Annotated in this window: 13 protein-coding genes; 9 read left to right on the top strand and 4 right to left on the bottom strand. The window is 56.2% G+C overall.

Translation table 11 applies throughout. The features are described 5' to 3' along the window. Positions 1 to 838: 838 nt before the first annotated feature. Positions 839 to 1,522: a UbiX family flavin prenyltransferase gene (locus tag Q31a_RS04025; RefSeq protein WP_145074342.1), complete on the top strand. Its 684-nt coding sequence runs from the start codon at positions 839 to 841 to the stop codon at positions 1,520 to 1,522. Here Q31a_RS04025 and Q31a_RS04020 read toward each other — a convergent pair. Continuing rightward, complete coding sequence (locus Q31a_RS04020; RefSeq protein ID WP_231691058.1) at positions 1,498 to 3,288, bottom strand: polymorphic toxin-type HINT domain-containing protein; 1,791 nt, start codon at positions 3,286 to 3,288, stop codon at positions 1,498 to 1,500. The two genes, Q31a_RS04025 and Q31a_RS04020, sit on opposite strands and share 25 nt — an antisense overlap. A 335-nt stretch (positions 3,289 to 3,623) precedes the next feature. Between Q31a_RS04020 and Q31a_RS04015 the strand changes: the two genes are divergently transcribed. Both Q31a_RS04015 and Q31a_RS04010 read left to right on the top strand, forming a co-directional pair. Further along, positions 3,624 to 4,928, top strand: a complete 1,305-nt coding sequence (locus Q31a_RS04015) for a tetratricopeptide repeat protein (RefSeq protein WP_145074335.1) — start codon at positions 3,624 to 3,626, stop codon at positions 4,926 to 4,928. A gap of 380 nt (positions 4,929 to 5,308) precedes the next feature. Continuing rightward, positions 5,309 to 7,270 (top strand): YjhG/YagF family D-xylonate dehydratase, encoded by a 1,962-nt coding sequence (locus Q31a_RS04010; protein ID WP_145074332.1) that lies wholly within the window; start codon positions 5,309 to 5,311, stop codon positions 7,268 to 7,270. 501 nt (positions 7,271 to 7,771) lie between these two features. Here the strand turns inward: Q31a_RS04010 and Q31a_RS04005 are convergent. The 3 genes from Q31a_RS04005 to Q31a_RS03995 all read right to left on the bottom strand — a co-directional run bounded on the left by Q31a_RS04005 (position 7,772) and on the right by Q31a_RS03995 (position 12,633). Further along, positions 7,772 to 9,238 (bottom strand): ISNCY family transposase, encoded by a 1,467-nt coding sequence (locus Q31a_RS04005; protein ID WP_145074329.1) that lies wholly within the window; start codon positions 9,236 to 9,238, stop codon positions 7,772 to 7,774. A 1,061-nt stretch (positions 9,239 to 10,299) separates the two neighbouring features. Next, positions 10,300 to 11,070 (bottom strand): SDR family NAD(P)-dependent oxidoreductase, encoded by a 771-nt coding sequence (locus tag Q31a_RS04000; protein ID WP_145074326.1) that lies wholly within the window; start codon positions 11,068 to 11,070, stop codon positions 10,300 to 10,302. A 249-nt stretch (positions 11,071 to 11,319) separates the two neighbouring features. Further along, positions 11,320 to 12,633 carry a metal ABC transporter permease gene (locus Q31a_RS03995; protein ID WP_145074323.1) on the bottom strand — a complete coding sequence of 438 codons (1,314 nt, stop codon included), beginning with the start codon at positions 12,631 to 12,633 and terminating at the stop codon, positions 11,320 to 11,322. A 404-nt stretch (positions 12,634 to 13,037) separates the two neighbouring features. Between Q31a_RS03995 and Q31a_RS03990 the strand changes: the two genes are divergently transcribed. The 6 genes from Q31a_RS03990 (at position 13,038) to Q31a_RS03965 (ending at position 20,768) form a co-directional block, all read left to right on the top strand. Next, positions 13,038 to 14,042 carry a hypothetical protein gene (locus tag Q31a_RS03990; RefSeq protein WP_145074320.1) on the top strand — a complete coding sequence of 335 codons (1,005 nt, stop codon included), beginning with the start codon at positions 13,038 to 13,040 and terminating at the stop codon, positions 14,040 to 14,042. A 98-nt stretch (positions 14,043 to 14,140) separates the two neighbouring features. Then, positions 14,141 to 14,395, top strand: coding sequence for a 50S ribosomal protein L27 (rpmA, locus tag Q31a_RS03985; RefSeq protein ID WP_145074317.1), 255 nt, complete (start codon positions 14,141 to 14,143; stop codon positions 14,393 to 14,395). A 372-nt stretch (positions 14,396 to 14,767) separates the two neighbouring features. Beyond that, complete coding sequence (obgE, locus tag Q31a_RS03980; protein ID WP_145074314.1) at positions 14,768 to 15,784, top strand: GTPase ObgE; 1,017 nt, start codon at positions 14,768 to 14,770, stop codon at positions 15,782 to 15,784. Between the two features lie 3 nt (positions 15,785 to 15,787). Continuing rightward, positions 15,788 to 16,765 carry a type III pantothenate kinase gene (locus Q31a_RS03975; RefSeq protein ID WP_145074311.1) on the top strand — a complete coding sequence of 326 codons (978 nt, stop codon included), beginning with the start codon at positions 15,788 to 15,790 and terminating at the stop codon, positions 16,763 to 16,765. Then, positions 16,762 to 18,972, top strand: coding sequence for a hypothetical protein (locus Q31a_RS03970; RefSeq protein ID WP_145074308.1), 2,211 nt, complete (start codon positions 16,762 to 16,764; stop codon positions 18,970 to 18,972). Before Q31a_RS03975 ends, Q31a_RS03970 begins: the two co-directional genes overlap by 4 nt. A 14-nt stretch (positions 18,973 to 18,986) precedes the next feature. Beyond that, positions 18,987 to 20,768 carry a hypothetical protein gene (locus tag Q31a_RS03965; RefSeq protein WP_145074305.1) on the top strand — a complete coding sequence of 594 codons (1,782 nt, stop codon included), beginning with the start codon at positions 18,987 to 18,989 and terminating at the stop codon, positions 20,766 to 20,768. Positions 20,769 to 21,400: the final 632 nt, after the last annotated feature.

The following is a 21,400-nucleotide window of genomic DNA, read 5'->3' as shown; positions in this document are numbered from 1 at the left end:
CGCGTTAAAATTCAAATTGCTATTAAATCAACAGCCCGGTGAGCAAGGAGAGTGGACGCTAGCTACGGGACAACTCGAGATGCTACCGCCCTAGTAAAACTGAAAACACTCTCACACGACAGACGGCCAGCGGGAACAGCGGCTTCAAACAAACTGCTTCAAGCAAACGGTCGTGGAACAAACGGTCGCGGAACAAACGGTCGTGGCACGATGCGAAGAACAAGACTTAGGGTTTACCCATCACCCATCGCGCTGGAACGATTGATTGCAGCGAACTCCACCCTTGACGGCCGAGTACCATAGAGGACACGGTCCGGGGGACCATGCTACCAATACGCCGCACCCCAATTGCAACCCGCCGCGTGAGCAAGAAGAGAGGACGCTGGCTACAGGACAACTCGAGATGCTACCGCCCTAGTAAAACTGAAAACACTCTCACACGACAGACGATCAGCGGGAAAAGGGGCTACAAACAAACTGCTTCAAGCAAACGGTCGCGGAACGATGCAAAGAACAAGACTTGGGGGTTACCCATCACCTACCGCGCTGGAACGATTGATTGCAGCGAACTCCAGCCTAGACGGCCGAGTATCATAGAGGACACGGTCCGGGGGACCATGCTACCAATACGCCGCACCCCAATTGCAACCCGCCGCGTGAGCAAGGAGAGTGGACCCCGGCTACGGGACAACTCGAGATGCTACCGCCCTAGTAAGAATTAAGGCCCCCACACAACGACAAACCGTAGCGTACAAACGCGACAACCTCCGAGGCGTACCACTTCCACGACACCCTATCTACGACACCCTATCTACGAAGCTCTTCAACAACGGACAGCATGACAGAACCAACCTCATCACCGCAGCATCCGGTAGTCCTGGCCATTACAGGAGCTAGCGGCGCCGTCTATTCCGCTCGGCTTCTGCATGCCCTGCTCAACACTGGCACAATCGTGCATTGTACGATCAGCCAATCTGGAGCGGCCGTGGTTCGTCAGGAATTGGGAATCACTCTCAACTTAGATGGATCCAATGTAGCCGAGCTGCTCACGGCCGCAGAGCGATTCCTGCAAATCCCGAGCAACGACCCATGGAACAATGCTACGGCGTTGCAAGCGATTCGCGATAGACAACTGCTGTGCCACCACTACCAAGACTATTTCACCCCCATCGCCAGCGGTTCGTTCTTGACTTCAGGCATGGTGGTCTGTCCCTGCTCGGGAAGCACTCTGAGCGGAATTGCGCACGCCGCGAGCCAGAATTTGATCCAACGCGCGGCAGAAGTCCACTTGAAAGAAAATCGCAAGCTGATTGTCGTCCCGCGTGAAACACCGCTCAGCGTGCTTCAGCTTGAAAACATGCACCGTTTGGCTCAAGCCGGAGTCGTCGTCTTGCCGGCCGCTCCTGGCTGGTACCATGGAGCAACCCGCTTGCAAGATTTAGTTGATTTCGTGGTGGCACGGATCTTGGACCAATTGGGAATCGCCAATCAACAAATTCAACGCTGGGCCGCCGAAGGATGATTGCTTGCGACCAGTGCTAAACCAGGCACCGCCAACAAAGTTGGTTCCGGGGTCGAGTTGTCAAAACTAAGCACGCGTTCTTCGCCCACAAAATAGGTGTTGAAATCAGCCACCACCAAATTGTAGGCCTCTTGCTCCTTGGGGTCCGCAATCACCTCTTTGATACGGACGGTCGCGCTGGCCGTATGCAGCAGCATCTCCGGTTGCAATTGTCGAGTCATCAACCAGCCTTTGCCAGCCACCCACCAGCGGTGCCCATCGGTCGCTTGAATCTCACCGCTCTCCGTCACGATTCGCAGAGTCGACTTCGGAGGGCGGATCGTGGTTTGCAGAACGGGCTTGAAGGCCAATTCACCACTAACCACGTCTTGCGATAGAACCATGTCTCCAGCTTTCAGGGTGTCGATGGCCCGTAGTCCCCGGTCCGTTTGCACCAAGGTACCGCGAACTAGACACTCGCATGTTGGTAGCCGAACCGTTGCAATATCATTGACTGCAATTCGCGGCCGATCGGTGTAGTCGTATGCGTAACTCCGAACCGGCTTCTCAGGCTGGTAACGGTCGTTATGATCATTCCACCAAGCCCACCAGGCGTTAACGTCAGCTCCGAAATCGACTCCTGTGGTCTGAGCAAGCACATACAACACTTGAGTATTGTGCTCTTCGGACGCTCGATTCGCGTTACGAATCTGCCAGTCAAGTTGCTGCTGGTCCTCGACCGCATTCAGTCCAGCAGCAATCTCGTCCGTGTTAATTTGAGAACTAGGGATTCGAATTCTACCTGAGGCTAGTCTTGGATTCTGAGACTGCAATTCTCCAGGCGTTCTGGAAAGTCGAGCGCCAACTGTATTGACGGTCGAAATTCGTACTAAACGCCCAAAATTCACCTGCAGCTTTTCTGCCTGAGTTTCGCGAACCATTGCTCGATGGATCAACAACTCACCGCGCGCATTGACTCCATAGTTCACCGTAGTCTGAGCAGGTGTCATGAGCAAACTCAATAGCTCGGCTGCATAGAACTCTTTGGCATAGCCCCGCACCGCTGCAATCGCCAGTTCACCTCGCTTGGACTGCGGAGCTTCCAGAGCGATTCGGCACAATGCCAAGCAAGCAGCCTGCGATTGCTGCTCCGCAATCTGCTGAATGAAGGGCAGAGCATATTGATCGGATAACTGCGCCGCGGTTATTTCAAGTGCCGCAATCGCGGTGGAATCTTGGATACCCTGCAGTTCATCTAAGGCCGCTTGCTGTTGCCTGGTGGATGAAGTTTGAACTCTCCCCGCCAACCGACGCATCTTCGGCATCCACTGCGTGAGATCTGCCAGATACTGCTTACCCGCAACCTGTGCCGCCATCACCGCTTCACGCGGGTACCAACGGTCGTCGATTCGCTGATGCCCCAAAGCGCGACGGGCCTCAAGATCATCGGGGAGACTCTGCAGGACGCCGTTCCAGTGGGCTCGGGCTTGAGGAGCCAGTTGCTTTCGCATGCACCACAATGCCAGAGCTCGATGCGTCTGAACATTGAGTGGAGCGCGGTCACGACGTAAGACATATTCATCCCATAGCCGCGAGCTTGCCTGATCCTCCAGCTCCTCGACCTCCACCCATCGCTCTCCCACTTCGATCCGCCCCGCTTGCCAGTTGGCTGCTGCGTTTGCGGGATCAACATCACTCAAGGCGGCCCGACGGTCGACAGATCCGCCTGCAGCCTCACGCTGCAGAACATTGTTCAAGGAGTCCGTCGAGCTGGGCTCGTTTGCCATGAGCGGGACACACAGGCAGCACACGGAAAATATCGAACCATAGCAAAACCGCATCGCACAACTCCATACCAATTGGCTTGACTGAAGAGCGTAAAGAATCGCCTGCAATTATCCGCCTAGTGCTTTCGCAGCTTGAAGAATGTGGGCTCCAGCGCATGCAGGCCCAATCTTCTCCTTGTTTGTTTCTATCCCCAGAAAGCCGCAACCGCTCCGAACCATTTCAAGGCGGGAAGCTAGGCCCTGGACTATGATTTGCCACAAAGCTACAGATCTAATACGATTTGAGAGGTTGCGACCAGTGCAGTCAAGCAGAATCCCGTGGAAGCGAGAAAATAATGTTTCGACGAAGAACTAGCTTAAACGTTACAAAAAACTCGCTACAGGTAGTGACCAATCCCGCCCCCCTGTTGATCACTACGCTTTGGCTGTGTTTGCACTGTGGGCATGGACCTGTAAGCTGCGTGGCCTCTCCTCCCGACCATCCCAGTGGATTCACGAGGATGATGGACTGTGCAGTCGGATTTCGAGCTTTGAATGCCGAGTTCGAACAACTCGGCCAGATTCGCATAGCAGTTTTGGAGGAACGCAATACCGCGCAGCAACGATTAGTGCAAAGCAACGCCGACTTGAACGGCATTATCGCTCTGGGGGCCATGCAGACTCTGCGATTGGCCCAAGCACAGTATGAAGCGGACCTCGCTACCATGGAACGCTCCTCAGCTTCTGCAACCAATGTGGGTATGCGTGAGGATACTCGCACCATTCGCCAACGGCGAGCCAATGAAGCAGTAACCCTCGCCAATGCTTTCAACCAAGGGGAGCAACTCAAGCAGTTGAGCGCCGCCAGCCAAGTCACCGTGGAGCGTCACCTTAAGATTTTGAGACAGTTGCAACAACTGGCACTCCAGGCTCAGCAATGGCAAGCCAACCATGGAGAGCTGTTTCAGCGCTACATCGCCTTGGCCGACTTGACCGGCGTCCGCAGCGAGTTCGAATTGAAAGGCGTGTTGCGGGAGCTACAGCATGTCCAGCAGGACAACCTAGGATCCCAAATCGCCTTGGCCGTTACCCAGTTGCGACTCGGTGATTTCCCAGCGGCTCAACAACAGCTCAGTAAGCTGAACAACAATGGGGCTGCTATCCATCCTCTGGTGCACGCGTTGCAAGCGGAAATCCGTGCTCAGGAAGGGGATGCGAAGGGGGCTAAGAAAATGCTGAGCGAAGCGGTACGCTCGGCGCCGAACAATCCCCAGCTGCGATGGCTCCAAGCCCGTAACTCAGCTATAGAGGGTGAGCTCGACAGAGCCATCAGCGAGCTGCAACCCATCCTCCGCCTGGGAGGCATGGACATCGCCACGCACCGACAACTCGCCTTGGTCTACCTCAGCCAAGCCACATCATCCTCGCGCGTTTTGGATAAGGCACTCGAACATGCGAAACTCGCTAGCTCCCTGTCGGGTGAAAGCGACTGGTGCAGCCAAATTGCACTCGCTTTGGCAACCGCGCACCAAGGCGACCTCGCAGCTGCAGCAGATCTTGCCGAGAAGGCAGCCACGCTCGCATTGGCCGAACGCAGTGACCAATGCGCGGCAATTGCCGAGGAACTGCGAAACGGGAAAATCCCAGTGTGGAAGTTCTAGTCAGCGATATCAGCCCACTCAAATCCCCTACCTCCTCAGCTTGCCCAAGGGCGTTTTTTGAGTCCAGGGGAATGCGCACCCTAAGTGCCAAGCCTAGCCTGATGAAAAGGATGGACCGTCTATAGAAAACCTGCCCGATCGCTGCTCCCCCGCGACCTGCACTCAGGGAGAGGGAGCAAGGTTTTCGTAGTGCGTATCTAAAACACAAGTCCCTCCAGTCCCCCAGTCGCCATCCATTTCATCAGCCCAGGACTGGCCCACGCGCCGCCGGTCGGAGTCTCGCAATTCCCGTGGTTTGGCAAGTACCATCAACAGCTGTCGAGGATCCTCCTATAATCTCCGTTCCACCATCCTCACACTCACCATGAAAGCCCTCCTCCGTGACTCGACAGCTCAATGACTGGTTCGCTCTCTCCCCCGCCGAAGTTCAGAGCATTGAGACGCGCGGGCCAGGGCCACAAGGACACCTCAACTTAACCGATGATATGCTGAGGAATTGGCCCAGTGGGGACCTATTCGGCTTGACGCAAAACGTAGGCATGGGCTGGAACCCTCAAATGATGGGTGGCCCCCAATTCCTACTGCTCAGCACACTCGGAGGCATGCGCGGCGAAAATGGCCAGCCCATCGCACTGGGCTACCATACGGGACACTGGGAGGTCGGACTGCAAGTTCGCGCAGCCGCGGAGACGATCACGCGGGCTGGCGGCATTCCCTATGCAGCCTATTGCAGCGATCCCTGCGACGGTCGTTCGCAGGGAACGACGGGAATGTTTGATTCGCTTCCCTACCGCAATGATGCCGCCATCGTCATGCGGCGGCTCATCCGCTCCCTCCCCACTCGCCAAGGCGTTTTGGCCGTCGCCACCTGTGACAAGGGCTTGCCGGCAGCCATGCTGGCGCTGGCTGGCTGCCAAGACTTGCCGGGGGTCATCGTGCCTGGAGGGGTAACCCTGCCTCCCACCGACGGTGAAGACACAGCCAAGGTACAGACGATCGGTGCGCGGTATGTCCACGGCGAACTCTCACTGGAAGACGCTGCCGCCGCAGGCTGTCGCGCCTGCGGTAGCCCCGGTGGTGGTTGCCAGTTCCTGGGAACGGCCGCTACCGCCCAAGTCGTCGCCGAAGCGCTGGGCATGACCGTTCCCCATGCTGCATTGGCCCCCAGCGGACAAGCGGTGTGGCTCGACATGGCTCGCTACTCGGCGGAATCCATGATGACCATGGCAGCCAATAAACAAACTCTAGGAGACATCCTGACCCAGGAATCTCTATCCAACGCCATCGCCGTGCACGCCGCCTGCGGTGGGTCGACCAACCTGCTGCTGCACATCCCTGCTATTGCCCACGCCGCGGGCTTGCAGCGTCCGTCCGTGGCAGACTGGAGCGCCGTCAATCGTCGCGTTTCTCGCTTTGTCGACGTGCTCCCCAACGGACCGGTGAACCACCCCACCGTCCGCATGTACCTAGCCGGGGGAGTCCCCGAAGTCATGCTTCACTTGAGGCAGCTGGGTGTTCTGCACGGAGAGTGCCTAACGGTCAGCGGACAGACCTGGAACGAAATCCTCGATTGCTGGGAGACGAGTCCTCGCCGAGCCGCACTCCGACAACTGCTCAGCGATCGAGATGGAGTCGATCCCGATGATGTGATCCTCCCACCCGCTTCCGCCAAGAAACGTGGCCTGACCAGCACGGTCGTCTTCCCCCAAGGAAACCTCTGCCCGGAAGGCTCCGTGATCAAGGCGACCTCGATCGACCCATCAGTCGTCGGCGAAGATGGCGTCTTCCGGCATACCGGACCAGCCAAAGTGTTTACCAGCGAAAAATCAGCTATCGCGGCCATCAAAGGCCAAGGGGAGCGGAGAGTCGAATCGGGCGATGTGCTAGTTCTGATCGGCTGCGGCCCCCTGGGTACCGGCATGGAGGAAACCTACCAATTAACCTCAGCCCTGAAACATATCCCGTGGGGCAAGCATGTCACGATCGTCACCGATGCAAGGTTTTCAGGCGTCAGCACCGGAGCATGCATCGGACATGTTGGTCCCGAAGCGCTGGCCGGTGGCCCCCTGGGACGCGTGCAGGACGGCGATTCCATTGAAATTGTCGTCGACCGCAATAGCTTGACCGGCTCGGTAAACCTCATCGGTCCAGAAGCCGAAGAACGACTCGCCTCGCGGCCCCTGCATGCCAGCTTAGCCCCCGATAGCCGCCTGCCGGACGACACGCGTCTGTGGGCCGCGCTGCAACAGTTCGGCGGAGGCACGTGGGGCGGCTGCGTCTACGACGTGGACGCAATCATCGAAGCCCTCGAACGCGGCAAAACACCCCAAGGACCACAATGACTTGCATCACCGTGGAACTAGCGAATCCCCTCCTCAACCAAGCTCTTGCAATAGTAACCCGTTGCGTCAACAAGCAAGAGTCTTCGCCACTCCAGGGTAATTTTGCAACGGAGAGCTACGCATTGGACGATTGCTTGCGATGCGCCGCCATGCTCACGCACCGGGGGTCCATGCTACCTACTTCGTTCCAGCCAATTTCGTAACCCGCTGCGTGAGCAAGGAAGAGTGGTCGTCGCTACAGAGTAAATCCAAGAGCGACCTTCATGTAAAAACTGAAAACGTTCTGGTAACCGTAGCCTAGCTAGTGTCTGTCCGGAAATTGCCTTGCTGGAGGATTTCACGCAGTCAGATGCTATCAGACAATCAGGAAGAGTTGCCTTCGCTTCGCATTCATTGCCGCTAGGTGAAGTCAAATCCAGCCGTTTTGACCGACTTTGCGCCGCTGGCGCGGACCGGTAGCCAGCTGGCTAATTCAAAAGTGACGAACCTCAGTCACATGCCCTAAGCCGCTTTGCGTTTGCTCTGCGCTGCCGATGCATTGGGGCGTTGTTTAGAAAGCAGTAGCTTTCCAAGCGTGTGTATATTGCGACCTAGAATCGCTAAACCCAAATAGCGTTCAAAGCCGAGTTCAGTCCGGTCGCGACAACGCTTCAAACCATTGCCCCGCTGTAACACTCCGATCGCTGCCTCGATGCCTGAGTGGTGTAGTCGGGTTCGGTGAAATTTAGCACTTTCGTTCTTAATCCGCTGTACGTATTCACCAGGAGCCCGCGGTAGTACGCATACATCTTCGATTATCTGCTGCAGATTTGATTCATTTTCCGCTGAATAGAAACCTCGGTCAAAAGACGCGGTGTGAATCTCGCCTGCGTGCTTCTTCTGAGCCAACTTCGTTTGTTCCACCACGACATCCTGGTCACGCACGTCGCGAGCCATCAAGTGATAGTGACTAATGAAACCAGCACCATCCTCGTAAACCAAAGCCAATCGACCATATTGATTGGGTTGTCCGGCTTTGCCGCGACGGTAAAGCTGCGTGTGTGTTTCGAACAAGCTGAACAGCTTGTCGCAATTGGGGACTGACTCACCCAATAGGACACGCCGACGCGCCGTATCGCAAACCTGCTCGGTCAGTCCTGTCCAATGTTCGATTGTTGTGATTAGCGACAGAGTTACTGTGGACGCACCGAGAGATTTCGCCTCATTAGTCAGTGATTTCGCTCGCTCGAGCAAAAGTGCTACGCGTTGCAGCAGGTCGCGATAACGCGATTCCAAGGCTTCCTTTTTGCGTGAGCTCTTGCTGGCAGCAATCCGTCCTATCTGCTGCTTTAAGCTCTTGATCTTCTTGACTAGATGCCCCACTTGTCTCCATCCTGTGGTCTCAAGCTGTTGCGCCAACTCAACACAGAACGGAATGAACTTGCGAACACCGTCGTAGATCAAACTGCTCTCTGTCGGATAGTGAATGTTAGTTTCAATAACAAATGAATCAGCCCGAACTGTGGAACTGGCATCGGGAGCAATGCTCTGGCCAGCGGTGACGATAGCTTGGTTGATCTTACTAATCGTCTCAGGTTTGAGCAGACAGATGGTATCGCGTATGCGTCTGAAAGTGAAACCGTCGGTGTCTTGCCAGTCGCCGATTCCCATGATTCCGCGGAGACGCCGATGATTCTCGACTTGATCCTGTAGTTTGTCGTAATCAAGATTACATCCAAGTCTGACTGCTGCAAGCACAACAACATGCCAATCGTCCATGCCTGGCCTTCCAACATCCCGTCGAGAGTCTTGGTTTAGATCCGCAGCGACAGCCTGAACGACTTTCGTTCTCAACTTGGCATTGGTATAAAGATATTGAAGCCCGAGCAAGACGGGCACGATTTCATCGCGAGATTCCAAGTTGAGTTCAACTTGTGCGATAGGGCTGCAATCGAAGCGTTGCTGTTTTTGATATGGCTTGCGAACCACTTCTACTCCTCGAAGATTAAGCGTTTGGACCTGTTTTAGTCAACAAATTCAACGCTCGAACTCGCTCGCGGGTTCGTTCTTCGGGGAGCTTTTTTGAAAATTAGCCAATAATTTACAGACGCTTTCAATTTCCGGACGGACACTAGCTAACCAACCATGCTCCCGTTGCGGTAATTTCGCAACGGAGGGACATGTATTGGACGATTGCTTGCGATGCGCCGCCATGCTCACGGACCGGGGGTCCATGCTACCTACTTCGTTCCAGCCAACTTCGTAACCCGCTGCGTGAGCAAGGAAGAGTGGTCGTCGCTACAGAGTAAATCCAAGAGCGACCTTCATGTAAAAACTGAAAACGTTCTGGTAACCGTAGCCTAGCTAACCAACCATGCTCCCGTTGCGATAATTTCGCAACGGAGGGACATGTATTGGTCGATTGCTTGCGATGCGCCGCCATGCTCACGGACCGGGGGTCCATGCTACGTACTTCGTTCCAGCCAATTTCGTAACCCGCTGCGTGAGCAAGGAAGAGTGGTCGTCGCTACAGAGTAAATCCAAGAGCGACCTTCGTGTGAAAACTGAAAACGTTCTGGTAACCGTAGCCTAGCTAACCAACCATGCTCCCGTTGCGATAATTTCACAACGGAGCGACATGTATTGGACGTTTGCTTGTGCTACGCCGCTATGCTCACGGACCGGGGGTCCATGCTACCTACTCAGTTCCAGTCAATTTCGTAACCCGCTGCGTGAGCAAGGAAGAGTGGTCGTCGCTACAGAGTAAATCCAAGAGCGACCTTCATGTAAAAACTGAAAACGTTCTGGTAACCGTAGCCTAGCTAACCAACCATGCTCCCGTTGCGATAATTTCGCAACGGAGCGACATGTACCGGACGTTTGCTTGTGCTGCGATGCCATGCTCACGGACCGGGGGTCCATGCTACGTATTAATTCAATAGTGGCGCAGGCGGCACTGCTCAACGACGCTGGAAAATGCCGCAGCTCCTCCGCGCCGTGGCGGGTTGATCCCGGCGGATGGCCAGCAAGCTCGCAACTCACCGTGACAACTATTCGTCCGGGTACGGCCACTCGTTCTTGGTCCACAAGCCACCATCGACGAATAGGGTTTGGCCGGTAATAAAGCTCGCTTTCTCGGACACTAAGAAGGCAACGGCATTGGCGACATCTTGCTCCGTTCCAGCGCGGCGTAGCGGCGCCAGCGCTCCCCAGGTCTGGGCATAGTCGGGGCTCTCGGCCCGCGTGCGTGCGTTCTCAATTGCTCCAGGTGCGACGCAGTTTACTCGGACTTTCAGTGGCCCCAGTTCAACAGCCGAGACTTTCGTCAGCATTTCGATCCCACCCTTGCTACAGACGTAGTCCACCAGCCCAGGAAAGGGAACCTGGTTCGCGCCGGAGCCGATATTGACGATTGCCCCACCCGTCCCTTGCTCCGAGAACAAGCGTCCGGCGCGCTGCGAACACAACATCGTCCCCTTGAGGTTGGTACGGATCGTGCGATCAAAGTCGGCTTCGGTCAATTCAAGCAGTGGAGCAAAAGTTTGAACCGCCGCGTTGTTGACCAAAACTTCCAGTGGCGAGCCTGATTGGCGAATGGCATCAAATAACTTGTCGAGCTCGGCTGCCGACCCCACATCGGCATCAAAACTCCAACCATCCCCACCCGCTTGGCGAACAAGCTGGAGCGTCTGCTCGGCACCTTCTGGGTCACGATAGTGATCCACCACTATCTTCAGGCCACACTTGGCCAATTCGACTGCGATTTGTCGCCCAATACCTGAACTAGCACCAGTAATCAGGGCAAGTCTTTCTCGGTCCATCGGTTTCATTTCCTATTGAATCGGACACCGTTAATTAACTAACAAACTCTATTAACAATACAGTTGCATCACACTTGGCTCGAAACGTTCCGGCAAGCTCGCGAGCCCAACATCTCGAACTTGGCCAATATGCGACAATTTACAATCGCAAATCGCAGTCCCCAGATTCCCCTGCGATTCACAACAGCAGCATGAGGATCGCGAACGTTCGTCGAGCGGCAGGCAACAGCGCTTCATTCAACATCCCAGTCAAGCTTCGGGAGGAATGGGTTGCCCGTGAGGATCGACATCGGGGGCATCCATCTCCTGCAGCAATCGCTCGCGGAGTGTGCGATTGGTAAAGTGCTCGAGCAGCTCGGCGCCATCATGCAAAATCTGCTCGGGCAACCCAGCCTCAGACGCAAGATACTGTTCCCACAAGCGGTGGGAACGCACAATATTCTGGGCTTGGCGGCGTCCCGCATCCGCCAAGGAGAGTTCTCCGGCGGACCGCGCCACAAGCCCTCTCCACTGTAGCCAGTAAAACACGAATCGAGCCCTCAAATTGGGAACGTGCAAACTCGCGTGCAACGACGCGATCGCCAGGGAGCGAGCCCCGTTTTGTTCAGCCCGATAGAGCCTGGCCAAGACATCTTCGCTAACAATTTGCGTCGCCAACTTGAGCGATCGTATCCCCCGCGAAACGATTCCCTTGCGGGGAGCGAAGAACACTGCAAACATCAGCAAGCCACCGGCTGCGACTGCCATCATGCCTGCGGTGTTGGTGGAAAAATCGTATCCCAACCATCGCGGAACCTGCATGGCTCCCCAGTGCCCCAGAAACGCCGAGGCGACACCAATCGCCACACTCAGCACAATCATGACGCTGAGGCGGTCGGTCCACATCCAGGCTGCCGCCGGGGGAACCACAAACATTGCTACCACCAGGATATTGCCGACCGATTCGAACGAAGCGACCGCCGTCACCGCCACGAAGGCAGCTAACAAGTAGTGTAGCGCCGCGACATTCGTTCCCTGAGACGCAGCCAGCTGGGGATCAAAAGTACTGACCTTGAGCGGACGATAGAGGCCGACCACGAAAACCAGGTTGAGTAGCAACACCACCGATAAATTGACGACCACCCGCGGAACGCCGATCCCCAGCACGTACACTTGGTCGACAATTGTGGTCTCCAGTGCTCCATACAGGACACAGCCGGGATCCAAGTCGACGCGATCCGCTGCCTGCACAATCATCAGCAAACCGACTGCGAAAAGGAACGTAAACACCACGCCGATCGATGCCCCCTCGTCGACGCGCCCGTAATGCCGCGCCAATTCAGTCAGCAACACCGTCAACACCCCCACGATGGCGGCGCCCGCAAACATCGCCACTCCTTGGCGCTGGCCGGTCAGCAAGAATGCGGCGGCTAAACCGGGAAGGACCGCATGGCTGATCGCATCCCCCATCAGGCTCATGCGACGCAGGACCAAAAAATTGCCAAGTAAAGCGGCACCGGCAGCGCAGAGTGCTCCGGCTACAATAATCCAGCCATCAATCTCCCAAGACCAATTGTCGAACATTTTCAAAGGCTGATTATTTGTTGGAGCTGCGGTGCGAACCTCTCTTCTCAGAGCGCGGTCGCAATGGAAGCAGAGTGGGTCCAGTGTACGCTACAATCGGCAGTGTCGTCAAAACCGGTAGCGGTGCGACGGAGAGGCTGCTCCCCCCTACCGACTTCCTCCACTTTCGGCTGGGATGCCTTCAGTTTGCCCAGCGACGAACTACACTGTAGATTGGTAGTCTAGGTATTCGCGGGAATCTCGTCGTTTTGCAGACTCTTGGCAATTTCAGCTTTTCAACTTCTGAAACTTGGCAATTACAATGCTAACATTGCCGGATCGGGCTGTAGCGGCCCAGTTTGGTAATTTGTCATGCGACCCTGCCCCGAAGCAACTCATCCTTCCCTCCCGTCTAGGAATACGCAATGCCGGCAAGCGGAACAATTCTTTCACCTGTAGCTTGGTTGAGATTCCTGGCTGGCGGCGCACTTGCCATAACCTTCTGCCTGCCGGGCGGAGTGCTCCTGCAACGAGTGCAGGGACAATCGCTCCCGACCTCGTCCAGCGGACCCCGCATCCGGCAACTCGCCCCCGATGCATTGGAAGTCATTCCACCGGCTCAAGAGATGGGAGATACGTTCCAAGGCCCAGTCGACCTGCCATTCGTCTCGCAGCATCCGGAATTAGACTGGACCCCCAATTATACGGCAAAGAGCGATACATTGCTCGAGAAGGGCAAGCATGTAATCTTTCGCGGCGACGCCTACGCATTGGAATTCGCCTTCAAACCGGTCCGCATGATCTCCGTCGAAGTTCCAACTAGCGAAGGATTTCGTGAGACCAACGTCTGGTACTTGCTGTACCGAGTCCGCTACTTGGGACAAGACCTGAAACCGGTTCCGGAGCAGGATCCCTACAACAATCTGGTGTACACCACCCAGCCGGTGGCCGCCAAGTGGGTCCGGTTTATGCCTACCTTCACCCTAAAATCCCTCGGGCTGAATCAATCGCACCTCGATCGCATTCTGCCGGTGGCGGTCCGATCGATTGCAGCCAAGGAACGCGTTGGTAAGAAGCTGTACGATTCGGTCGAAATCCAGTCGCTCAAAATTGGAATTACCACCGAAACTGAGAACAACGAAGTGTGGGGGGTAGCCACATGGGTGGGAATCGATCCTCGCACCGACTTCTTCTCCGTTTCCGTAAAAGGACTGACGAACGCTCAGCGACTGGAGCTCGATGGCGATTCGATCCGATATCTGCAGAAGACTCTCGTACTCCACTTCACCCGCCCTGGGGATACGATCAACGAGCTGGAGGACCAAATACGCTTTGGAATCCCTGCCATCACTGAACCAGAGCGACAGAAGTACGTACTTGACCAATTTGGACTCGAAGAACGCCTTGATTATCAGTGGCTCTACCGCTAACATCTGGGGTTCTGCGAGCTCAGGAGCTCCACGCCCGTCTGGCAACCGCTCGCGGGAACAATCGTAAATCAAATTTAAGTTGACGTTGGATTTAGAGAATGGCACACAAAAAGGGTCAGGGTTCCACACGGAACGGTCGCGATAGTAACGCACAACGCCGCGGTGTTAAGCGATTTGGTGGCGAAGCGGTTATCGCGGGTAACATCATCGTCCGCCAAGTAGGGACCAAATTCCGTCCCGGTCGTGGTGTGGGCATGGGCAAGGATTACACCCTGTTCGCGTTGACCGAAGGCAAGGTCTTCTTCGACCAAGAGGGTCGTCGAGTCAACGTGCAACCAGCGGTCGCCAGCTAATTCGCTTGGCCCCCTGCTGAGAGCCGCTTGCTGCAATCGCACCCCGCCACTTTACGGCGCGTTGATATTGCATCCCGCTGCATAAGGGCTTGCTCAAATAGAGCGACTCGCAGCGTAAGCAAGGTGATTGTGACCGAGCAGATAAGCAGTATGCAGCAGTCGGTCGCCTGGGGCGAATGACTTCGCTGCAGCCCTTGTCTGGATAGGATGAGCCGTGGAACTTGATCTCTGGTGGGTGCACCTACCTTCTGAGAGATCAGCTTCCGCGGCTTGTTTCGTATCTAGAGCGTGCCTTTGCGGCTGAGCTGCGGAAGATATTGTCTTGATTGAAATAATCGGAGCCCATGTGCTCAAACCGAACAGAGTGGTCCCATGTTTGTAGATCGTGCTGAAGTTGAAATTGAAGCTGGCAAGGGTGGCGACGGTTGCGTTGCCTTCCGCCGTGAAAAGCACGTGCCACATGGCGGCCCCAGCGGCGGCGATGGCGGTAACGGTGGCAGCGTCATCGTTCGAGCCCGTGAGGGCGTGAACAGCCTGATGGAGTTCGCCCACCGCAAGCACTGGCGAGCCCCGCGGGGCGAACGCGGTGAAGGCTCCGACCGACATGGCAAGTCAGGTTCCAATCTCATTATCGAAGTCCCCCCAGGCACCGTTCTGATCGACTCCGAATCGGGCATGATCATTAAAGACTTGGTGGCAGATCAAGATGAAGTCATCGTGGCCCGCGGTGGGCGCGGCGGCAAGGGGAATCCCCATTTCAAACACTCCACCAATCAAGCCCCCAGAGAATCAACTCCGGGCACCATGGGGGAGATGCGACGCGTTATTTTTGAGTTGAAGGTCATCGCCGATGTGGGCCTGATCGGAAAACCCAACGCAGGCAAAAGCACTCTGCTCAGTCGCCTGTCGCGGGCTCGCCCCGAAATCGCCGATTATCCCTTTACCACCAAGTTCCCGAACTTGGGACAAGTCATCGTCGATATCGATGCCTCGTTCGTCATGGCCGATATCCCAGGATTGATCGAAGGCGCCTCCTCAGGCGTTGGATTGGGACATGACTTCCTGAGACACATCACACGTGCTGGTATCCTCGTTCACCTCGTAGAACCCCTCCCCACCGACGGCACCGATCCGCTGGAAAACTATCGCGTGATCCGCCATGAACTAATGGAATACAGCGATGAGCTAGCGGCGCGGCCAGAAATTGTCGTCGTGAGCAAAGCAGAGATCCCCGAGTCCGAAGAGGTGTTTGAGCAGCTCAAAGCAGAAGTCAATAGCGAGGTACTGCGGATTAGTGCCGTTACTGGCCAAGGGCTCAATGTGCTGATTCGTCGCATCGCAAACGAACTGGCAGCTCGCGATCGGGAAGCGGTACGACAGGCGCATTGATTCATGGTGCATGAATACGTTGGGATTGACATTGGTAACAGCGGCCTGCGCGCCACGCGGCTCGATGTCGATCGGCAACGGCTCGCAGGCACCCTGCGGCTCTATTGGCAGCCTCAAGAAACCTCGACTCGCCACACTTCCGAGCAACGCTTCCTGCCGAGCGACAAAGCCTGGCAGGCGAAGCTCGAGCATTTTATGCACACGGAATTCCCGGGCACCGCAGACTCTTCGGCCACGGTTACATCAGCTCTCGATGTGAATTCCGGCGAAGCTGGCGAACCCGCACGCGATAGCTTCGCACAGCGGTCCATTGTGTGGCTCGTGAGCAGCGTTCGTCGCGACGCTCTAGCCACGCTACACGACTTCGTGCAACGCTTCCCCAATCATCAATTGTGGGTGATCAACTCAACACACATCCCTCTCAAGATAGATATCGAGTTTCCTGAAAAAGTTGGCGTCGATCGATTGCTCGCCGCACTGGCTGCCTCCCAAGCTACCCTGCAGCGTCCCTGCATCGTCATTCAAGCCGGTTCAGCGGTTACCGTCGACCTAGTAGCACGACACTCAACATCCGCTCAACTCACTCCACAGCGGGACAACTCCGCAGACACCTTCTGCGGCGGAGCCATCATGCCTGGCGTCCCCATGATCTTGCGTTTGCTGGGCAAGGGCGCAGACATGCTCCCTGAACTCGATGCGGATGACCTGACTGACCTTCCCAATCTACCGGGCAAGAATACAGAACAAGCCATGCTCGCGGGAGCTGCAAGTTGCCTAGTGGGGGGAGCAATTCACTTGGTCCACCGCTACCGGAAACAATGGGGAATGGAGACACCCGTAATCATTAGCGGCGGCGATGGCATGCGGCTGGCTCCCTTCATCGATTCTCCCCACCAAGTCAAACCCCATTTGGTTGAGCACGGTTTACTGGAATTGGCAACAAGGCACGCTTCCAACCTTATCAGCACTGAACTGTCGTGAAACAGCATTCGAGTGACACCTGGAAACAACTCTTAGACCTGCTGGCAAGCTCCGCGGCACCCCATGGGCTCAATTGCCTATACCCAGCCGACGTCGATCGACGTCTGAGTCTGCTGGATGCACTCGGAAATTCCGAAATCGCAGCCTCTACCGAACAAGCAGCTCTTGGGAGCGACTTGCAGAGTGCTCTCAGCGGCCTTGCCAAACAGCTCTCGATGGCCGACGAATTGAGTCGCTGCCCCATTGTGGCCATTACCGGATTATTGAACGCCGGCAAGAGCTCACTGCTGGCGACCTATCTCAGTCCGGAGAGCCGCCGACGCGTCTTGCGAGGTCTGAGCAATCACGCCGGAACACACCGCTTCGTTCTCTGGCTTCCACAGGCCTGGTGGGACAATCCCCAACTCTTCGCCACTCTGCTAAACTTCCTCACCGAACTCTTTGGGCATCCACCCGAAAAACTATCGGACGATCCCACTCAGGCCATGTTGCAGTACAACGGGCAAGTATTGTCCGACTCGCTTCTCACCGCACCGCACTCCGCCACGGAGTCCATCACACCGCCACCGGCTAGGCTGGCCCCACACAATTCTGAGGGCCAACCGTCCTCGGCCGTTGACCCACTGGGCATTCCGCTAATCGCCTACGACGCGTCGCTCGACTCCCTAAAGCTCGGATTGATCGATTGCCCTGATATCCAAACCGGCTTCTTGGCGCACACAACTACCGACTCGGAGCGTCCCCAAGGTCAGGCGATGGCGTGGGAGCGTCGCCAACAATTGGTACGCATCGGCCGGCTATGCTCTGCTTTTATCGTCGTCAGCAAGTTGAACAGCCTCCATGATGAAGGGCTGCTGCAAATCCTGACGGCCTTGCGTGATGCCATGCCTGGCGTCCCCAGAATACTCGCCGTCAACAAAGTCAAAGCTCGCTACTTGCCGGACACGGTCCTCGAGCAAGCCCGAGAGCTGGTCGATCGCTTCGGAGTTCAAGCCGTATACACCGCCTACGACTTCCGCAGCGCCCTGGCGCACACATGTGTTCCACCTCCCCCACCGAGAATGCTTAGGGAATCTAGCCAAGAACAATTGCCAATTTTCTATGAAACGCAGGCGGTCACAACCGCCTCTGACCCCAAGCGGTATTTGCACGATCTGGGAGAGCAATTGGATGCAGGCACGTTAGCCCGCGAGAGTTGCCGCAGCTTGACGCTGCAATTGAACGCCAAAATCGCTGCAGCAATCTCCTGGCTCGACAAGAATCAAACGATGCAGGAGCAGCGACTGCAGGATGCTTGGCAGACCATCGCCGAAGCTTGCTATGAATTCATGGCCGTCCGAGACAAGGTGGGCTCTACCACAGGCCTCCGCCTTCAGGCTTCGCCCGCTATCGTGGCGCAAATGGCGGACAGCCTACAGCGAACGGCACCGCTGTGGCTGCGTTTGAGCCTAAGTATCGATCGCACCGCGCGTCAGTTTCAACAAGCAATCGCAAATTCAGCCTCGCGTTTGAAAATACTTCAAAGCGCCTCACAGTCGGTAAAACAGCTTGCAAGTCGCTTCCGGCGTGGCGAAGGGGCAACAGTCGTCACGCCTGACAAGCTAGCCGAAACACTGCGGCGTTGCGATTCGCACGACGCCCTGCAAGAGATCAATCAAGATTGTCTGGTTGGTGATTGTGACGTCGCCATGAAACGCTTTGCTGCCGAAGATCAATCACGACTCGACGAACAGGACTTGGATGCCTGGAGTCGACAAGTCTGGCAGGGGATGTCTTTCACCGACAAATTGTGGAAGGGAACCCAGCCACTGGCTCTGGTCATGGGACCGCTGCTGGCTGCCATCCTGGTTCCATTCGACGCTGGGGGAACCGCCGTTTTGGTCTTCGCGTCGAGCAAGGAGTTGCTGGCTGCTGCAGGCATCGCTGCTGTCATGACGGGAGCCGGCGGTGGTGGTGAAGCGCTCAGCATCGTGCAGCGAGAAACGCCCTGGCGGCAACTGAGTGATCTCTTTGCGTGCGTGTGCGACGGAGTTGGAATACCACGCCCAACGGAAATGCAACTGCCGCTAATCCGCTGTGCAACCGGCACGCGACGCCTCCTGCCCAGTACGCTAGATACGAAACGCTCGAGCTCCGAAGCGGCTCTCCAACAATGGCGGGCGAGCACCGAATTCCGACAAGATCTGCAAGCCCTATTGTCACGCTAACTCGATGAACTCCTATGCCTAGCACTCCATTTGAGCGACGAATTGCCGATGCGACCGAAGCCGTCTTTGGCGACAGCCCCATGACGCAGCAAGTCCTCGACGCCTGTGATCGCTACCAAGCGGATGTGGCAAACATTCAGGCAGGCCGCGGCATCAATGCCTTGCTCCTAGCGATCGTCGGAGCCAAGGGCCAAGGAAAGACCTGGGCAGTTCAACAAATGATTCGCGAACCTCGCGTCCGCAGTCAACTGCGCAGCGGGGATCTGATCGATGATGCCACCACACGCCTCGTTTGGGTCGGCCCCGTTGCTCCTGAAGGACTCGATCCGCAATCGGAAATCTACCATCCCTGCCCACAGGAACAACTCGTTGCAATTGGGCAGCCCTATGTCTTGCTGGACACACCGGGTTTGACCGATGCAAATCAACAAGCTGCAGAGCTCGCGGCCGACGCATTGTCACTGGCAACCGTGAAACTACTGGTAATCGCGCGAGATCAACTGCGAGCCGCTAGCAACCTTACCATTGCCAAGCAGATTGATGGAGCCGTATGCATTCCGATCATCAGCTCTGTGGAACCGGAGGAGATGGAACAGGGTATTGCCATCGGCCCCCTGGCCGAGGATCTGCGTGCGTTGCGCGACCAATTAACGCTCATGGCGTCTCAATCCACGCTGGCTCAGGAGGTTCTCGTCCCCGATTTTGAAATCACGGGCGACGAAGCAATGGCTGCCCAAGTCTTTGTCAGTGGAGTGCTCGATCGCTTCAGCGACATGGGACTGACCGAACAGAAAATTGGCAATGCGCGGGAGCGTCGCCTACACTCCGCCATGCACAGATTGCGTCAGCAGGTCCAGCATTTAATTCAGGGGGAATTACCCCAGCTATCTGCGGCAGTATCGCAATTGACACGCGAAACAGAGCAGTTGCCTGAACGCGTCCTGGCAACGCTATTGGGGAGCGAAGAGGTGTTGCAGACCGGCGTTCGCATGCGACTCCGCGCCCGTTTGGTGAGCGACACCCCGCTGCTTTGGTTCCCCTACCGGACCGTGATGTCGACGCTCCATTTGACGCAAGGTGCTTGGGATCGAGTTATGTTGGCGCTGGCGGGAAGTATTCCGAGTCTGTTCGGCGCACTCTCCTCGTGGGCTCGTAACGTGCGGCAAAACCAAGCGTTCTCCGACGAACTCCAAAGCGGCATCCGCAAACGCACTCAGCAACAGGTGGAGGAGCGACTCCAGCCTCTGTGCAATGAATTCCATCGCGCCGTCATGAACCTGCGGCCTCGGGAGCAACGCAAACGGGACGCGAGTCATTCTAGCGCAATGCGACTGTCGGGCATCGAAGAATTGCAGACAAGCTCGCAGGAGATTTTCAACAAAGCCATCGAAGCCCATGCAACGCCCGCGTGGCAAGTCCAGCTCTACGCGTGTTTGGGCACCCTCATCTTCTGGACGCTGATGGCCGGACCGATCGTCTTAATCTACCGCGAATATTTCTTGGCTTCCTACCATGTGTTCACCGGGCAAGAGTCGCATCTCGAAAACTTTCCGCACCCAACTCCCGGCCTCTTCTTCACCAGCTTGATTTTGTCGATACTTCCCCTGGCTATCTATTGCATGGTCGTGCTAACCCGCACGCTCAGCCGCAGAGCGGTGGGACGAGTCGCCGCGCAAATAGCACTCGAACACGAGACAGCCATCCGCACTTTAAAGGCAGACAAGGTCATTCGCCTGGACTTCGAAGATGAACTGCTACAGCAGGCAGAATTCCTGATCAACCTGCAGGAGCATTGATTCTGAATCGCACCGACGATTCGCAGTCCACGATTGCGTCCAATATCACTCACCCCCCTGAACCGTCCTCAGCCCCAGGATAGATAACCGCGAAAGACGCCAAATACGCGAAAAGGAAAGACGCGAGACCAAACTCCGCCACCCGCTTCCAGCCCCCTCCTTTCGCTTCTTTCGTGTATTTCGCGGTTGTAAATCGGCCCCCCGCTCCCCAGCCGGACACACTACGCCCGACCAACACTCCCACGAGCAAGATCAAGCAAATCAAAACAGCACACGCGAAAATCTCTCGCCCCCTGAACCGTCCCAAGTCCAAAGAATAGATAACCGCGAAAGATGCCAAATACGCGAAAAGGAAAGACGCGAGACCAAACTCCGCCACCCGCTTCCAGCCCCCTCCTTTCGCTTCTTTCGTGTATTTCGCGGTTGTAAATCGGCCCCCCGCTCCCCAGCCGGACACACTACGCCCGACCAACACTCCCACGAGCAAGATCACGCGAATCAAAACAGCACACGCGAAAATCTCTCGCCCCCTGAACCGTCCCAAGTCCAAAGAATAGATAACCGCGAAAGATGCCAAATACGCGAAAAGGAAAGACGCGAGACCAAACTCCGCCACCCGCTTCCAGCCCCCT

The sequence above is a fragment of the Aureliella helgolandensis genome, assembly GCF_007752135.1.
Classification (GTDB): Bacteria; Planctomycetota; Planctomycetia; order Pirellulales; family Pirellulaceae; genus Aureliella; species Aureliella helgolandensis.
This window is presented reverse-complemented; position numbering and strand designations above follow the sequence as displayed.

What these genes read in the sequence shown, in the direction of transcription:
- Q31a_RS03990 (WP_145074320.1), top strand. Translation starts at nt 13,038, where the DNA reads ATGCCGGCAAGCGGAACAATTCTTTCACCTGTAGCTTGGTTGAGATTC.
- Q31a_RS04000 (WP_145074326.1), bottom strand. Translation starts at nt 11,070, where the DNA reads ATGGACCGAGAAAGACTTGCCCTGATTACTGGTGCTAGTTCAGGTATT.
- Q31a_RS04025 (WP_145074342.1), top strand. Translation starts at nt 839, where the DNA reads ATGACAGAACCAACCTCATCACCGCAGCATCCGGTAGTCCTGGCCATT.
- Q31a_RS03995 (WP_145074323.1), bottom strand. Translation starts at nt 12,633, where the DNA reads ATGTTCGACAATTGGTCTTGGGAGATTGATGGCTGGATTATTGTAGCC.
- rpmA (WP_145074317.1), top strand. Translation starts at nt 14,141, where the DNA reads ATGGCACACAAAAAGGGTCAGGGTTCCACACGGAACGGTCGCGATAGT.
- Q31a_RS03965 (WP_145074305.1), top strand. Translation starts at nt 18,987, where the DNA reads ATGCCTAGCACTCCATTTGAGCGACGAATTGCCGATGCGACCGAAGCC.
- obgE (WP_145074314.1), top strand. Translation starts at nt 14,768, where the DNA reads ATGTTTGTAGATCGTGCTGAAGTTGAAATTGAAGCTGGCAAGGGTGGC.
- Q31a_RS03975 (WP_145074311.1), top strand. Translation starts at nt 15,788, where the DNA reads ATGGTGCATGAATACGTTGGGATTGACATTGGTAACAGCGGCCTGCGC.
- Q31a_RS04015 (WP_145074335.1), top strand. Translation starts at nt 3,624, where the DNA reads ATGTTTCGACGAAGAACTAGCTTAAACGTTACAAAAAACTCGCTACAG.
- Q31a_RS04020 (WP_231691058.1), bottom strand. Translation starts at nt 3,288, where the DNA reads ATGGCAAACGAGCCCAGCTCGACGGACTCCTTGAACAATGTTCTGCAG.